Consider the following 16463-nt stretch of genomic DNA (forward strand, 5'->3'; position numbering starts at 1 on the left):
GAATAATTCATTTTTTAGGCTACAAATTTACTACATCGATTTCTTTTCCTATATAAATTAGTGCTTTTTTTACCACTTTATACCCCATTAATTCAATTGCATTTTGATATTTTTCTAATTGTAAGTGGTATTTAGGATTATGTGTTCCTGTTTTATAATCCAACAGCAACACTTCTTTATTTTTTGTCAAAACCATTCGGTCCGGTTTTATAGTCTTTCCTTCCTTTTGAATAATTGTTTGTTCATTCAGTACCTCATTCCCTTCCGAAAAATAATCGGTTAGTTCTGTATGAGTGACAATTTCCTGTATGGTACTGTAAACGGCTTCCTTTTGTTTAAAAACGATGAGTCCGTTTTCAATCGCTTTTGTTATAGCTAAATCTATATCGTTTTTCGTTTTCACAAAAGATAAAATCTCATGAATGACGTTTCCATAGGCAATGGCTTCCTGTTGTTGTGTTCCCCACATCAATGCTTCTCTTTGTGCAATTTTGATGTTTTTTGGATTCAAAATTTCCAAAACTAACGGAATTGTTTTGGAGGTATCAATGTGTTTTTTTTCTTTTGATAATTTAGCGATATCCCCAAAATCATATTCCAATTTATCGGTATCGAATTCCCCTTTACTCTCCAAATAATTAATAAAAAAAGCACACATATTATTTTTTGGAACTTCCCCTTTACTGGATAAATTCATATTTGAAATCACATACAACTGTTCCTCCGCTCTGGTCAAAGCCACATAAAGCACATTGATATTGTCTAATAATTCTTCCTGTTTCTTTTGATTGTAAATCTCAGCCGCTTCCTCTCCAAATCCTTCTACGGCACTATTGTTATCAATTAATACTTTTGACAGGCCAAAAATTCCTCCTTCAGCATTGAGCCACAATTTATCTTTTGGTTTCCTGTTGTAATCTTCCTCTGCAAATGGCATAATGACTACCGGAAACTCCAATCCTTTTGATTTATGAATCGTCATAATCCGAACGGCATTATTTCCTTCTGGTGAGGGAATACTAAATTTTTGTGCGTTTTTATCCCAGAAATTTAAAAAATCAGAAATTCCTGCTTGGTTGCGAATGTCACGTTCCAGAACTATGTCTAAAAAATATTGGACGTAGGCATTCCCCTCCCTAACCTTCCCCGAAGGGGCAGGAGCCGACACCGATAAGTTGGAGTCTTGAATTTCTTCTCGTTGAATTAATTCTTCTTTTATTCGTTTTAAAACTTCCGAAATATTCTTTATAACCTGTTCATTGGTAAATCGAATGACTTTATACCCTAATTTATTCAGGGTAACTGTTCTATTATTATCTAACTGAACCTGCTCTTCGGTAAAATGATAATCCTCATCCACTTCAACAACCAGTTTTTTCGATAAACAAACAAAATGAACAATAAAATCAGCTATCAAATGGTGTTGCCTGAATTTATAATCTTCAAATGATCTAGATTTAAACTCCATCCAAAGAATTTTCTCAGCATGTATTGATTCAATACGATGGAATTTATCCTTACGATTAACCACTTCGTCATCCTTTTCTTTGGAGAGGGCCGGGGAGAGGAACTTTGCAATAATAACCTCCACCGCTTCATACAATGATTTTTTTCTAATGTCTTGAAACGACAATGAAATATTAAAACTCACCAGCCAATTTTCGAAATCCGTTTCCTGAAACAATGCCATTCCTTTGGCAATGAAATCAGCAACAGGTAATCTGTCCTGAATATGCGTTCCTATATAGTAAAGGAAATTCGCCTTAGCTTCTAAATCAGCGTTGTTTTTCAGGTATTTTAATAAATGAATAATCAATCGTACTTCAGTAGCATTTTGAATCATTAACGTTTCCGAGGATAAAAGCGGTATTCTTTGCTCTGTCAAATAGTTCGCAATCGCAATTCCCTGATTTCGTTTCCGGGTAAGAATGACAATATCTTTGTATTCAAATCCTTTTTGAATTACTTTTTGAATCGTATTCAGCGTGGCCAAAACATATAAATCAGTTTTATCTAAAGCTTCTTCGTCTCCAGAAGCTTCCGGATTATCATTTGTTTTCTCTACTTTTGGGATAAAAGAAATATTCACATAACCTCCTGTTTTGTCATTGGTTTTTTGGTGGCTGTGATTTTCATACAACTCTTTGTAATCTAAATGAGCAAATTCACCGGACAACAATTTAAAAAATTCATTATTAAATTCGATTACCTGCGAATAACTTCGGTAATTTTTATCAAGATGTTCAAGTTTTTTATCAGGATTATTGAACGGGTTTTGATCTTTACTCAATTCAATAAACTGTTCGGCTTTTCCGCCGCGCCACCTGTAAATAGACTGTTTGGGATCGCCCACAATCATCAAGGTTCCTTTTTCTCCATAATCATCCTGTCCGGAAAGGGCATTATCAATAAGCGGAATCAGGTTTTGCCATTGCATCTCCGAAGTATCCTGAAATTCATCGATAAAAAAATGGCGGTAGCGTTCCCCCAATCGTTCGTATATAAAAGGCGCCGGCTGGTTTTGAATTTCCCTATGGATTATGGCATTAAATTCTGAAATGGAAAGTACATTTTGTTCACTTTGTATTTTGGCTAATTCATTACTTACCGTATTTAATAAGGAAAGTGGTGTAATGTTTTTCAGGAAGGCTTTATAGAAATGGATCTTTTCGAAAGCTTTGTAAACTTTGTCTAAAAATTGCAATAAATCTGGAATTATGTTTTCAATAATCGCACGATCTTTTGCCGTTTTATTTATGGCTATATCTTCCAACTTACGAAAAATTTTATTCTTCGGATTGAATTTTCCCTGTTGAATACTATTGATATGATTGGGAAAAGTTCCTCTGGAAAAAGATTTTACATCAATTCCATTGGTGTCAATTAATAACAAGGCCGCTGTTGCAAAAACAACAGTCTGTTTTTCTAAATCTTTACTGGCTTCTACTAATTTCTTTTTTATTGCAACGAACTCAGCGATGGATTTATCCTGAAACTGCGTGATTTCGTTTCTGTTATTTTCATTGAGGATCAAACGGCCTGTCTCTAGAATTTCACGGGAAATATCCCAAGATTTATCATCGTCAGTTTTTTCCATCGTGAAATCGATGAGCAGTTTTGTCAACGTTTCATCTTCACCGGCCTGAGCAATTATAGCATCTACAGCCTCAATTAATAAATTTTCAGTGTCCAGGGTGACTTCAAAAGTCATGGGCAAATTCAAATCATGCGCAAAGGCCCGAATTACCTTGTGGGTGAATTTATCAATCGTAGAAATATCAAATGCAGCGTAGTTATGAATAATATGCTTGATAATTTGCTGTGATTTAGTTTTGATTTCGAGGATCGAAAGTTCTGTATCTATTGCTAAATCCTGCATCAAGTCCTGGGCTTTGTGGCTGGGCTCGTCTTTTGCAAATTCAGAAAGACTACCCACAATTCGGCTTTTCATTTCGTGCACCGCTTTGTTGGTAAACGTAATGGCCAGTATAGTGCGATAGGCATCATTTTTTTTTGCAACAAGAATAATCTTGAGGTACTCTTTGACAAGCGCATAGGTTTTTCCGGATCCAGCTGATGCATCGTATATGGAAAATGAAGGTCTTTGCATGTTGCTATTATTATACGCTGTGAGTTATATAAATTACTACTTTTTTTATAAAAAAGAACCCTTTTTATGGTATTCAAGTACAAAAAACCAAACTGCTTGTGCTTCCTTTTCAGGGTTGTGTTTTAATGAAAAACAAAGCAAGTAACAGGGGATTTTTCTTTTGCCAAAAGTGATTAAATAAATTTTCTAATGCTCATCATAATCCCAATGTGAAGCCCTTCATGAAAATCATTGAAAGCCATTGCATCCTGAGCACTTTTTAGCGTATACCCTGTTGATGTAGGATATTCAGTGAAGTTTTTGAAGTTTTTATTTTCAAAATCAAGTTTAGTTTGATTGATAGTTTCAAATAACAAATCCTTCATTTCGGCTAATTCTTCTTGTGTTGCAATATGTTCTGGCTTAGTTCCTTTTTTATATTTTTCTACCATTTCCTCAGAAACCATCATCGGTAAACCCGATAATTTATACACTAATACTTGCTGTGTCACTATTATATGACCGATGTTCCAAATCAGGTTATTGTTGAATCCTTCCGGAATCGTGTTGAGTTGCGCTAAAGTATATCCTTTTAAAAACTGTGAAACTATTTTTCGGCTGGTTAAAGTAATGTCTAATATTTGATTCATTTTTTTATTTTTTGATAAAAATAATCATTTTCCGTGTCAAATGAATTTTCTTTGCACAAAGAAATTGCTATTTATATGGACATAATATATTATCTCGCTTCTTGCGACACCTGCAGAAAAATCATAAAATCACTTCCTAAAGAGCATGATTTTAAGTTTCACGACATCAAACAAGATCCAATTACTGTTGCTGAATTAGAACGAATGCGCGAACTTTCCGGAAGTTATGAAGCGCTTTTTAGCAAAAAAGCACAACTGTACAAATCGATGGATTTAAAAAATAAATCCTTGACCGAAGACGATTATAAAAAATACATTCTGGAACATTACACGTTTTTGAGTCGCCCTGTATTTATCATCAAAGACAAGATTTATATCGGGAATACCCAACAAAATATGTTGCAGGTAATGAAAGCCTTGGCATAATGTCCAAAAGAAATCTTGCACTAATTGGTGCCACAATTGTTTCCATAATTTACGGAGTCACGTTTACTATTGCCAAAGATGTCATGCCGTTGTATATTGATGCCTATGGTTTTATACTGTTGCGCGTAGGTGGTTCAATGATTTTGTTTTGGATCTTTTGGCTTTTTATGCCGAAGGAAAAAATTGCCTCCAATGACTTTCCCCGAATTATTGCCGCAGCTTTCTTTGGCGTAGCATTTAATATGCTTACATTTTTCAAAGGATTAAGCCTTACTTCGCCTATTAGTGCTGCAGTTATCATGGTTTCGACACCAATGATTGTGTTGACGCTTTCGGCTATTATCATGAAGGAACGCATGCAAAAACGAATGGTTTTTGGAATTATACTTGGTCTGATAGGGACTGCTTTTCTTATTCTGTACGGAAAATCCATTGGCAGCGCCACAAACGCCGGGTTGGGAAATTTTCTGGTATTGGTCAATGCTATTTCCTATGGATTTTACCTGATTATCGTCAAGAAATTAATGGATAAATACAATGCGTTTACGTTTGTAAAATGGATTTATTTATTTGGATTTATTATGGTTTTGCCTTTTGGCTGGAGTCAATTTCAAACGGTGGACTGGGCTTTGGTTCCCATGGATATTTGCTGGAAAATTGGATTTGTTGTCGTCATTTCTACATTTCTGACCTATTTGCTTAATTTGCTTTCGATGAAAGAATTAAAACCAACGACGGTTGCCGTTTTTATTTATTTGCAACCGCTATTTGCCACTATTTTTGCGATAAGCTTGGGCAAAGACGAATTGAGTTTGGTAAAAATTGGTTCGGCAGTTTTGATATTTATCGGCGTTTATTTAGTGACACAGAAAAAGAGTGTGCAGTAATCAGCTGTTAGTGTTCAGCGCCTAAATTGCAGGTTATTGTCTTTTATAACGTTCGTTGGGCTATTTATATCAACTCAAAAATTAAAATCTGATTACTAAATATGTACTTATGCCGAGTCACTGTTTACTAAAAACGGACCACTGACCACTTTTTTAGTATCTTTGACCTCTTTTAGAAAATTATATGATACAATCAATGACGGGTTTTGGTAAAGCTACTTTGCAATTACCAACCAAAAAAATCACGGTAGAAGTGAAATCTTTAAACAGTAAAGGTTTGGATTTGAATGTGAGAATGCCTTCGCTGTACCGCGAAATGGAATTGGGTTTACGCAACCAAATCGCACTTAAGCTGGAAAGAGGCAAAGTAGATTTTTCTATTTTTATCGAAACTACCGCCGAACAAACTTCTACGAAAGTAAATGTGCCCATTGTAAAAGGGTACATCAATCAGTTAAGAGAAGTGTATGCTGATGCAGATGAAACGGAACTGATGAAAATGGCGATCCGTATGCCGGACACCATGAAAATAGAACGTGATGAAATCGATGAAAACGACTGGGTACAAATCCAAACCGTTATCGAAGAAGCCTTGCAAAACATCTTGACCTTTAGAAGAGATGAAGGAATGTCTCTTGAAAAAGAATTTCAATTGCGAATTGGCAACATTAGGCAGTATATGACCGAAGCTTTGGCGCTTGATCCAGAACGTGTTCAGGCAATAAAAGACCGTTTGCAAACTGCAATTGCTGAACTTAAAGTGAATGTAGACGAAAACCGTTTTGAGCAGGAATTGATTTATTATTTGGAGAAATTAGACATCACCGAAGAAAAAGTACGTTTGACGAATCACCTGGATTATTTCTTGGAAACCATCAACGGAACGGAGGCCAACGGTAGAAAATTAGGTTTCATTACCCAAGAAATGGGACGTGAAATCAACACGATGGGTTCTAAATCCAATCACGCACAAATGCAGAAATTAGTCGTTCAGATGAAAGACGAATTGGAAAAAATAAAGGAGCAGGTATTGAACGTTCTATAATATAGATACTGAAATAAATTCAGCATAAAATGAGCACAGGAGGAAAATTAATCGTTTTTTCGGCACCATCAGGATCTGGGAAAACCACCATAGTTAGGCATTTATTAAGCAAAGAAGATTTGAATCTGGAGTTTTCTATTTCGGCAGCTTCCCGCGAACCAAGAGGCGAAGAAGTAAACGGAAAAGACTATTATTTCATGTCTACCGAAGACTTTAAAAAACACATCAAGAACGAAGACTTCTTGGAATGGGAAGAAGTGTACCGCGATAATTTCTACGGAACTTTAAAAAGTGAAGTGGAGCGCATCTGGGCAAAAGGAAAAAATGTAATTTTTGATATTGATGTCTCTGGTGGATTGCGCATCAAGCATAAATTCCCGGAAGAAACGTTAGCCGTTTTCGTGAAACCACCAAGCGTAGATGAACTAAAAAGAAGATTAAAGGAACGTTCTACCGAAAGTGATGACAAAATCAATATGCGCATCGCTAAAGCTTCTGTTGAATTGGCTACAGCGCCACAATTTGATGTGATTATAAAAAACTACGATTTAAATATTGCTTTGGAAGAAGCTTATCAATTGGTAAAGAATTATGTAAAGGATTAAAATATAACACAAAGAGGTACAAAGGAAATAATAGGCTCATACGAAAATTTTATAAACACTTTGTGAATCTTCGTGAAACAAAATATTATGAAAATAGGACTTTATTTCGGAACGTTTAACCCCATTCATATTGGACATCTTATCATTGCCAATCACATGGCCGAGCATGCTAATATAGACCAAGTATGGATGGTGGTTACGCCACACAATCCTTTGAAGAAAAAAAATACTTTGCTTGATGATTACCATCGGTTGCAAATGGTATATCTTGCTACTGAAGATTTTCCAAAAATCAAACCTTCGGATATTGAGTTTAAATTGTCACAGCCCAATTATACAATAAATACCTTAGTTCACTTGCGGGAAAAGTACCCCAATTACGAATTCTCGTTAATCATGGGCGAAGACAATCTAAGGTCGTTGTACAAATGGAAAAACTACGAAGCTATTCTGGCGCATCACGAGATTTATGTGTATCCTAGACTCGAAACCAAGGGCCAAACCGGCGAAGCTATTTCTTTGGAAGTAGAAAATCTAACTTTCAAGAATCACCCAAAAATCCACCTGATTGACGCTCCGGTTGTTGAAATATCATCTACATTTATTCGGGATAATATCAAAAAAGGGAAAAATGTACAGCCTTTATTGCCCGCTAAAGTTTGGGAATGTATTGATCACAATAACTTTTATAAGAAGTAATTACGCCAGAATTCTTTTTAATTCCAATTGAATATTCTCAAAAACAGGACTTAAATTATCATTTTTACCAGATAACACATATACTTCTGTACTTGGCATTTGCTTGCTGTTCCACATCAATTGGATTTTATTTTCTGCTATTAAACTTTTTGCGTTTATATCCCAAACAACGGCTATTCCGGTATTTTTCGAAATTATTTCAAGCATTTCATACTCGGACGGAATGATATAATTGGGAATCATCGAGGGCCTTTTTTTACTAAAAACATGCAGCCAAAACAACTTTATATGCGGAATCTGTGCATTGTGGCTGAACCACTTTTGGTCGTTTAACCACTGTTCAGTTGCAGAGAAATTCTTTATTTTGATATTAGATTTTAACTCAGAAGCATCAATGTTATTGGAACCAACAATCACTTGTTTGATTTCGCCAACCTTTTTCTGAATGGTGTCAAACGTGTCATATTGTTTGGTAACAATAGCAAAATCGAGTTTTTTAGAATCGACCAATTCAAAAAGTGTGTCGTTTTCATGGAAACTAAAATCGATAAAATCAAATTTTGAAATTAAGGCATTTCCCAAACTGATCATCAAGTGTTTCGAGATGCCAATGGATATTAATCGATTCGCATCAAACGCTTTGGCACGAAAACCATTCTCCACATTTTCCAATCGGTCCAACGCCTCGATGATTAGATTATTGAGTAACTTAGCATATTCTGTTGGCTCCACACCTTTTGACTTTCGATTAAAAAGTTTATATCCGACATGTGCTTCCAACATTGATATTTGTTGACTTACAGCGGGTTGACTGATAAATAATTCCTTGGCAGCCAACGAAAAATTACCGTTTTTATAAACGGATTTAAACGTTCTGTACCATTCGAGATTAACCATGATATAAATATATTTATCACAAACATAATTTAAATTATTTTTACTAATAGCATATTCGCACTAAATTTGTAGAAACAAAATAAGAAATGAAGAAAATTGCATTCTTTGCCATTATAGCATTAACAGTAAGTTGCATTTCAGCAACTGCACAAAATAAAAAAAGTATGAAAAAAGTATTATTTGTTGTTACGAGTCACGATAAACTAGGTAACACGGGAGAAAAAACAGGATTTTGGACAGAAGAACTTGCCGCGCCATATTATGAATTAGTAGATAAAGGAGTTGTTATTGATATTGCTACCCCGTTAGGAGGACAACCACCTATAGATCCAAAAAGTGAAGATCCATCTGCAGCAACTGAAGATACTAAACGATTTGATGCTGATACTGAATTATTGGCAAAACTGAAAAATACGCACAAATTAGCCGATGTAAAAGAATCGGATTATGATGCCGTTTTTTATCCAGGAGGTCATGGACCGTTATGGGATTTAGCCACGGATGAAAATTCAAGCGCTTTGATTGAAGCTTTTTATACGAATAATAAACCTGTCGCTTTTGTATGTCATTCACCAGCAGTCTTAAAAAACGTAAAAGTAAATGGGGATTTTTTGGTAAAAGGAAAAAAAGTAACCGGATTTTCTAATACGGAAGAGGAAGCTGTAGGCTTAACTGATGTCGTACCATTTTTATTAGAGGATGCGTTGCAAGCTAACGGGGCCAAATATTCAAAAATAGGGGATTGGCAACCGTATGCAGTAGAAGATGGCTTATTGATTACAGGTCAGAACCCGGCTTCATCTAAACTCGTTGCAGAAAAATTATTAAATCAATTGAATTTAAAAAAATAAAAACATGTTAAACTTCGAATTATACAATCCTACTAATTTAATTTTTGGAAAAGGACAAATTGAAAAACTTTCTACTTTAGTTCCACAGGGCGCAAAAATTCTTTTGGCTTATGGAGGCGGAAGTATTTTCAAAAATGGAATCCATGAACAGGTAATTAATGCTTTAAAAGGTTTTGAAATCGTCGAATTTTCGGGAATTGAGCCAAATCCACATTTTGAAACTTTGATGAAAGCAGTAGCAGTTATCAAAGAACAAAATATCGATTTTATCCTTGCTGTGGGTGGAGGTTCTGTAATTGACGGGGTAAAATTCATTTCGGCTGCTGTAAATTTTGACGGAAACCCAATTGATATTCTTCAAAAACGAGTGTTGACTAAAGATGTATCTAAAATTATTCCTTTTGGAACCGTTTTAACTTTACCGGCAACGGGAAGTGAAATGAATTCTGGCGGAGTTGTTACTATTGAATCCACACAGGAAAAATTATCATTTGGTGGTAGCGCCTTGTTTCCAAAATTTTCTATTTGCGATCCAACCGTCATTGAATCTTTACCCAAAAGACAATTGGAAAACGGAGTTGTTGATGCCTATACCCATGTTTTGGAACAATATCTAACCTATCCACATGAAGGATATCTTCAAGATAGAATTGCCGAAAGTATTTTACAGACCTTGATTCAAGTTGGTCCTGATGTTGTTGAGAATCCTAAAGATTATGCTTTGGCTTCTAACTTTATGTGGAGTTGTACGATGGCTCTAAATGGATTAATCCAGAAAGGAGTTCCTTCGGATTGGGCTACACACATGATTGGCCATGAATTAACCGCTTTGTACGGAATTGATCATGCTAGAACATTGGCGGTTGTAGGTCCAAATTTATACCGAGTGATGTTTGAAACCAAAAAAGGAAAACTGGCACAATACGGAAAGCGTATTTTCAATTTGACTGGAACCGAAGATGAAATAGCAAACGAAGCGATCAATAAAACAGTTGAGTTTTTCCATACAATGGGAATGGAGACTAAATTATCGGATTACACCAAAGACTATGATAAAACGGCTGATTTTATAGTAAACCGCTTCAAAGAAAGAGGTTGGCTGGGATTAGGAGAAAAAGAAAATATCACTTTAGAAAAAGTGAAATCAATTGTAGAAATGAGTTATTAATTCAAATAATCAGATTACCGATTGAAGTATTTTTAAATAAAAAGGCGTTCTCATTTTGTATGGGAACGCCTTTTAAAATTCAAATTATAACTAACTAATTCAATTCTGTTTTTTTGTTAAAACAGTAACTATAATAAAAGAATAACGGTATTAATGTGTTTATATTGTGTTTGAAAATCAAATGTTTTAAATTTAATTTAATATATTGTGATATTATTATTGAAAACCCCTGTGAATCCCAGATTTAAGGCGGTGCTTTTTTGGCTTGATTCATAGTTTTTAAGTACTTTTGATTAAATTCAATAAAAAATGACTGAAAACATAAAATTTGCAGTAATTGGTGGTGGTAGTTGGGCAACAGCCATAGCTAAAATGTTATGCGTAAATCTTACCGAAATTTCATGGTACATGCGCAATGATGCTGCTATAGAACACATCAAGACCTACAAACACAATCCAAATTACCTAAGTTCTGTTGAATTTGATACCCAAAAATTGAAGCTAACCAATGATATTAATGAAGCAGTAGCCTATGCGGACTACATTATCTTTGCTATTCCTTCCGCTTTTTTAGAGGGTGAATTAGAAAAATTGACTGTTTCGTTGAAAGATAAAATTATTTTTTCGGCTATAAAAGGGATTGTTCCTGAGACCAGTTTGATTGTAGGGGAACATTTCCATGTAAAATATGATATTCCTTATTATAACATTGGTGTAATCTCTGGTCCTTGTCACGCAGAAGAAGTGGCTATGGAGCGGTTATCATATCTGACAATCGCATGTGGCGATTCTGATAAAGCAAAAATTGTTGCCGATACTCTTGCTGGAAATTACATTAAGACTAAAATTACAGATGATATTATAGGAACTGAATATGCTGCGATGCTAAAGAATATTTATGCCATTGCTGCAGGAATGGCCCATGGACTGGGTTATGGAGATAATTTCCAATCCGTATTGATGAGTAATGGGATCAGGGAAATGAAAAAATTTATCAAGAAAGTTCATAAAATGAAGCGCAACATCAATGATTCTGCTTATTTAGGCGATTTACTGGTTACAGGCTATTCCGTTTTTTCGAGAAACAGAATGTTTGGTAATATGATAGGTAAAGGCTACACGGTGAAATCAGCAATGATGGAAATGAGCATGGTTGCTGAAGGATATTACGCTACTAAAAGTGCTTATAAGCTAAATCAGGCTTATGGTGCCAAAACACCTATTATTGATGCCGTTTATGAGGTTTTATACGAAGGAAAAGATGCGAAAACCATATTTAAGAAACTGACCGACAAACTGGATTAATTCTGCTATATATTTAATAATCAAAATACAATCATGTCATGAGCGAAAGATGGAAATATCAAATTAAAACTGGCGGAATTTGGGGTGTATTTATGACAGTTTTCAATGTGTTATTCGACATAAAAGAAATCCCTTTTTCAGTACAAGTCGCTACGCCTAATTTTTATATTCGAGCAGCTGCTTATATCGGTGTAGGGATTTTTGTTTTAGGTTATTTTACATGGAAATCCAAAGTTAAACAACAAAATCGCTAAATCATTTTTATGAGTAAAAGGTGGCGATTTCAGATTAAAAACGGGATGCGTTGGGGAATTATTCTTTCCCTAAGCTTGCTCGTTTTTGACTTATTCGAACGCTCTTTTGAAGATGCTTTTTTCTCCAAAAGAAACCTGTTCCGAACGCTTTATTTCGTCTTATTCGGAATATTTGTAATAGGATATTTAAATTGGAAGAAAAAAAATAAACGCGACAATAGTGCTGATTTATCTCACGATAATACCATCAATAAATAAAATAGGCACTTCTTCGACTGCTGATTCGCAGATGGATTGTGCTTTGAAAATGTATTTTTTATCGTATAGTTTGTCTCCGATAAAGAAAGTCAGCATGAATTCATTGTTGAGTGCTAAAACGCTTTTTTCAATCATTTCGATTTTCATTACTGAAACTGGCGGAACTGCTACAAAAGCGTGGCGCAAGAGGGATGTTTTTTTCATTTCACCGTTGATGGTTCCAAATGCCTTAGAAACAACCATGACGCTTTCGATTAAAAAGTCACTGTCATTTATTAAATAGGCGTACCATACTTTTTCCATGAAATCGTCGCTCCATTCTTGGACTGCAGCTAGGAATACGTTTTCTACTTCGGGGGTGATGATGTCGGATTTCATTTGATAGTTGAGTGATGATTACCGATTTTTGATTTCAGATTTAAACTTCTAAAATCAAAAATCAGTGCTCTTAAATTTTTATATACTTGATTTGAATTGTTCTAAGAAACGTACGTCATTTTCGTAGAACATACGGATGTCGCCTATTTGATACAACAACATGGCAATTCTTTCGATTCCCATTCCAAAGGCAAATCCGTTGTATTCCTCAGGATTGATGCCGCAATTTTTTAAAACGTTTGGATCCACCATTCCACAGCCCATGATCTCTAACCATCCGGTTCCTTTGGTTATTCTATAATCAGTTTCTGTTTTAAGTCCCCAATAAATATCAACCTCAGCGCTTGGCTCCGTAAAAGGAAAGTAGGAGGGACGCAGACGGATTTTTGATTTTCCGAACATCTCTTTGGTAAAATACAAAAGGGTTTGTTTTAAGTCGGCAAAAGAAACATCTTTGTCTATATACAGCCCTTCCACTTGGTGAAAAATGCAGTGAGAACGAGAGGACACGGCTTCATTACGAAAAACTCTTCCCGGAGAAATGGTCCGAATTGGCGGTTTATTTTCTTCCATGTAACGTACCTGTACCGAAGAGGTGTGTGTGCGCAACAAAATATCAGGGTTGGTTTGTATAAAAAATGTGTCTTGCATGTCGCGAGCCGGATGGTATTCCGGGAGGTTCAATGCGGTAAAATTATGCCAGTCGTCTTCGATTTCAGGACCTTCGGAAACATTGAAACCAATATTTGAAAAGATATCAATAATTTGGTTCTTCACCAATGAAATAGGATGGCGGGAACCGATAGTTATTGGTTCAGCCGAACGCGTGAGATCCCCGTAAAAGCCTTTGGTTTCTTCTTTGTTTTCTAAAGCTTCCTGAAGGGTTTTTACTTTGTCTTCGGCAGATGTTTTGAGCAGGTTGATTACTTGTCCGAATTCCTTTTTTTGATCGTTAGGCACATTTTTGAATTCCGCAAAAAGGTCTTTTAAAAGTCCTTTGCTTCCTAAGAATTTGATTCGGAACGTTTCTAGTTCTGCTGGGTTTTGCGTTGAAAAAGCATTTGCTTCGCCAATATATTCTTTTATCTTATCTATCATTTTCATTCCAATAATTAATTATGCAAATTTAGTGATTTTTGTTGATAGGGACAAGTCACGACTGGCCCGTACAATAAATAATATCAATCAATAAGTTCCTTCTCCAGGAAATAATTCACAATGGCTTCTTTCATTAAAACGGATTGTTCTCCAGCTTTTAGCGGTGGTAATTCCTCTTTTACTTTGTAATGTGGCCAACCTTCCTCGTCAAAAAATTCAAATTCATAGAATCCATAAGGCTCTAATAACCTGCAAATCGCGATATGCATTAGGTTTAGTTTTTCGTCTTTCTTGTATTCGTTATGTACTTTCCCGAGTTCTTGTACGCCAATTAGATAAATAATAGCGTCTAAATCTAAATCTTCCCCTTGAGAAAATTGATTGGAAAGTATATTTACAAGCTGTTCCCAGCGTTCTTTAAGTTGTGTGTCTCTTGACATTTTTGTTGAATTATGAATTATGAGTCATGAGTTATTAATTCATTTGTCATAAAATTATTTTTCGCAAAGATAAGAACTTGAAAATTGACTATGGTAAAGAATAATTCTTTTATATTTGCTGTTTGATCGTTGCAAATTAATTAAGTATGGGATTTTTTGATATCATTTTGGGTGTATTGCTTGCTTTTGCTTTTTACAAAGGCCTTCAAAACGGTCTTTTTGTGGAGTTAGCATCACTAATTTCACTACTGGCCGGTATTTATATTGCAGTACAATTTTCCTCCTATATGCGGGATATTTTAGTGGGATTTGTCAAATGGAATCCTAATACCATTCAAGTAGTAGCTTTTGTTCTTACGTTCATTATTGTAGTTGTTGTGGTTTCAGGTTTAGGTAAATTCCTGACAGGAGTAGCTGATTTTGCTTTTTTGGGCTGGTTGAATGCTTTGGGAGGTGGTTTTTTCAGGGTGCTGAAAACTGTTTTGATTCTGGGTATTGTTTTCGCGATTTTCGAGAAGATTAACTACAACCATCTGTTGGCCAAAAAAGAGACGCTGGATAATTCTCTTTTTTATAATCCAATCCAAAAAACAGCTGGATTCATTTATCCTTCGCTACAGGAATGGTATGGTAGTTTGAAGAAAAAGTAAGTAGTAATGCGTTTTTAGTCGCAGTTTCAACCTTAAACCACAGGGACAAAATTTAGATGATTGGTCTTTTAAATCCGTAATTGTTTTTTTAAGCTTTTTCTATTTTGTCTTTAAAGCGCTCAATGAGTTTTTCAGAGCGTTCCTTTATAAAAGTTGCATTGACCGTGACAGCCTCTAGTTGGTTTTTGTAATTGCTATTTTCATTTTAAACCCGTCCCGATCTTATAACTATTGAATCGGGACTTTTAGTATTATAGGTTTGTCAATTTCTTCAGATCAGCAATTGTAGCTGTTGGATTTTCTGCTTTAAAAACATAACTTCCGGCTACCAGTACATCAGCTCCGGCTTCTACAAGTTGTTTTGCGTTTTTGTTGGTAACACCACCATCAACTTCTATAAGTGTAGTCGCCCCTTTTTTATGGATTAAATCTTTTAATTTTTTAACTTTTACGTACGTATTTTCGATAAATGATTGTCCGCCAAAACCTGGATTTACACTCATGATGCAAACCAAATCAATGTCGTTGATTACATCTTCTAATAGGTCGATATTTGTGTGTGGATTAATGGCGACTCCAGCTTTCATTCCTTCGGCTTTGATGGCTTGCAGGGTTCTGTGAAGATGGGTACAAGCTTCGTAGTGTACGCTTAGAATATTGGCGCCCAATTCAGCAAAAGTTTTGATGTAGCGATCTGGATCTACAATCATCAAGTGAACGTCGATTGTTTTTTTTGCATGGCGGTTTATGGCTTCCAAAACGGGCATTCCGTACGAAATGTTAGGTACAAAAACACCATCCATGATGTCAATATGAAACCAATCGGCTTCACTGTCATTGATCATTTCGATATCGCGTTGCAGGTTTCCAAAATCGGCCGCAAGTACTGATGGTGCAATAAGAGTATTTTTCATTGTGTAGTTGTTTTATAGAGATGCACTGTAGTGCATCTTTACAGTTTGTGTTGTTTGTGCAAAAGTAGTTTTTTTGCAGCAATTGGTGAAAGTTTTTTTAGAAGGGACAACTCGCGAGTTGTCCGTACATTGCGCGTAAGGGATAGAGGCGGCATCCTCGTAGCGTAGCGGAGAGATACAGCCGATAGCCCGACCCGAAGTTTTTACGGAGGGTTACGCCATAGTAGTGAGAAATGAATGGTGAGAAATGAATGGTGAGAAGAATTTAGATTTTAAAAATATAACTCCTGATATCCGAGCCGAGCTAAGCGAACTGAATGGAGTTTTGCTTAAAAAAATAAAACTCCGG

At 35.6% G+C, this 16463-nt stretch carries 18 protein-coding genes; 11 read left to right on the top strand and 7 right to left on the bottom strand.

The window, feature by feature from the left end; all coding sequences use genetic code 11:
* Positions 1-19: 19 nt before the first annotated feature.
* Both EKM05_RS08940 and EKM05_RS08945 read right to left on the bottom strand, forming a co-directional pair.
* Complete coding sequence (locus EKM05_RS08940) at positions 20-3610, bottom strand: exodeoxyribonuclease V subunit beta (RefSeq protein WP_126554692.1); 3591 nt, start codon at positions 3608-3610, stop codon at positions 20-22.
* A gap of 173 nt (positions 3611-3783) precedes the next feature.
* A complete protein-coding gene (locus EKM05_RS08945) occupies positions 3784-4239 on the bottom strand; it encodes a DinB family protein (protein WP_126554694.1) in 456 nt (151 codons plus the stop codon).
* Positions 4240-4314: 75 nt separating this feature from the next.
* Between EKM05_RS08945 and EKM05_RS08950 the strand changes: the two genes are divergently transcribed.
* The 5 genes from EKM05_RS08950 (at position 4315) to nadD (ending at position 7901) form a co-directional block, all read left to right on the top strand.
* A complete protein-coding gene (locus EKM05_RS08950; protein WP_126452753.1) occupies positions 4315-4665 on the top strand; it encodes an arsenate reductase family protein in 351 nt (116 codons plus the stop codon).
* Positions 4665-5552, top strand: a complete 888-nt coding sequence (locus tag EKM05_RS08955; RefSeq protein ID WP_126554696.1) for a DMT family transporter — start codon at positions 4665-4667, stop codon at positions 5550-5552. Before EKM05_RS08950 ends, EKM05_RS08955 begins: the two co-directional genes overlap by 1 nt.
* A 184-nt stretch (positions 5553-5736) precedes the next feature.
* Positions 5737-6597 carry a YicC/YloC family endoribonuclease gene (locus EKM05_RS08960; protein WP_126554698.1) on the top strand — a complete coding sequence of 287 codons (861 nt, stop codon included), beginning with the start codon at positions 5737-5739 and terminating at the stop codon, positions 6595-6597.
* A 29-nt stretch (positions 6598-6626) separates the two neighbouring features.
* A complete protein-coding gene (gene gmk / locus EKM05_RS08965) occupies positions 6627-7202 on the top strand; it encodes a guanylate kinase (protein WP_126554700.1) in 576 nt (191 codons plus the stop codon).
* An 87-nt stretch (positions 7203-7289) separates the two neighbouring features.
* Complete coding sequence (nadD, locus tag EKM05_RS08970) at positions 7290-7901, top strand: nicotinate (nicotinamide) nucleotide adenylyltransferase (protein ID WP_126554702.1); 612 nt, start codon at positions 7290-7292, stop codon at positions 7899-7901.
* On the opposite strand, the gene EKM05_RS08975 is transcribed toward nadD, so the two are convergent.
* Positions 7902-8798 carry a LysR family transcriptional regulator gene (locus EKM05_RS08975; RefSeq protein ID WP_126554707.1) on the bottom strand — a complete coding sequence of 299 codons (897 nt, stop codon included), beginning with the start codon at positions 8796-8798 and terminating at the stop codon, positions 7902-7904.
* 86 nt (positions 8799-8884) lie between these two features.
* Between EKM05_RS08975 and EKM05_RS08980 the strand changes: the two genes are divergently transcribed.
* The 5 genes from EKM05_RS08980 (at position 8885) to EKM05_RS09000 (ending at position 12634) form a co-directional block, all read left to right on the top strand.
* Complete coding sequence (locus tag EKM05_RS08980; protein WP_199745222.1) at positions 8885-9649, top strand: type 1 glutamine amidotransferase domain-containing protein; 765 nt, start codon at positions 8885-8887, stop codon at positions 9647-9649.
* 4 nt (positions 9650-9653) lie between these two features.
* The gene (locus EKM05_RS08985; protein WP_126554709.1) at positions 9654-10817 is read left to right on the top strand and encodes an iron-containing alcohol dehydrogenase; all 1164 of its coding nucleotides are present in this window, start codon (positions 9654-9656) and stop codon (positions 10815-10817) included.
* Between the two features lie 309 nt (positions 10818-11126).
* Complete coding sequence (locus EKM05_RS08990) at positions 11127-12122, top strand: NAD(P)H-dependent glycerol-3-phosphate dehydrogenase (protein WP_126461840.1); 996 nt, start codon at positions 11127-11129, stop codon at positions 12120-12122.
* Positions 12123-12160: 38 nt separating this feature from the next.
* Positions 12161-12376: a hypothetical protein gene (locus EKM05_RS08995; RefSeq protein ID WP_126461843.1), complete on the top strand. Its 216-nt coding sequence runs from the start codon at positions 12161-12163 to the stop codon at positions 12374-12376.
* A gap of 9 nt (positions 12377-12385) precedes the next feature.
* Positions 12386-12634 carry a hypothetical protein gene (locus EKM05_RS09000; RefSeq protein WP_126461846.1) on the top strand — a complete coding sequence of 83 codons (249 nt, stop codon included), beginning with the start codon at positions 12386-12388 and terminating at the stop codon, positions 12632-12634.
* Here EKM05_RS09000 and EKM05_RS09005 read toward each other — a convergent pair.
* From EKM05_RS09005 to EKM05_RS09015, 3 genes are all read right to left on the bottom strand, one after another.
* Positions 12605-13012 carry a hypothetical protein gene (locus tag EKM05_RS09005; RefSeq protein WP_126461849.1) on the bottom strand — a complete coding sequence of 136 codons (408 nt, stop codon included), beginning with the start codon at positions 13010-13012 and terminating at the stop codon, positions 12605-12607. The genes EKM05_RS09000 and EKM05_RS09005 overlap by 30 nt on opposite strands.
* Positions 13013-13090: 78 nt before the next feature.
* Positions 13091-14110 carry a phenylalanine--tRNA ligase subunit alpha gene (gene pheS, locus EKM05_RS09010; protein ID WP_126554712.1) on the bottom strand — a complete coding sequence of 340 codons (1020 nt, stop codon included), beginning with the start codon at positions 14108-14110 and terminating at the stop codon, positions 13091-13093.
* Positions 14111-14193: 83 nt separating this feature from the next.
* A complete protein-coding gene (locus EKM05_RS09015; RefSeq protein WP_126461854.1) occupies positions 14194-14550 on the bottom strand; it encodes a hypothetical protein in 357 nt (118 codons plus the stop codon).
* Between the two features lie 146 nt (positions 14551-14696).
* Between EKM05_RS09015 and EKM05_RS09020 the strand changes: the two genes are divergently transcribed.
* Positions 14697-15200, top strand: a complete 504-nt coding sequence (locus EKM05_RS09020; protein ID WP_126554714.1) for a CvpA family protein — start codon at positions 14697-14699, stop codon at positions 15198-15200.
* A 251-nt stretch (positions 15201-15451) separates the two neighbouring features.
* Here EKM05_RS09020 and rpe read toward each other — a convergent pair whose 3' ends face one another.
* A complete protein-coding gene (rpe, locus tag EKM05_RS09025; RefSeq protein WP_126554716.1) occupies positions 15452-16114 on the bottom strand; it encodes a ribulose-phosphate 3-epimerase in 663 nt (220 codons plus the stop codon).
* Between the last annotated feature and the right edge of the window lie 349 nt (positions 16115-16463).

It is taken from the genome of Flavobacterium sp. GSP27, from assembly GCF_003970395.1.
In the GTDB taxonomy this organism is placed as follows: domain Bacteria; phylum Bacteroidota; class Bacteroidia; order Flavobacteriales; family Flavobacteriaceae; genus Flavobacterium.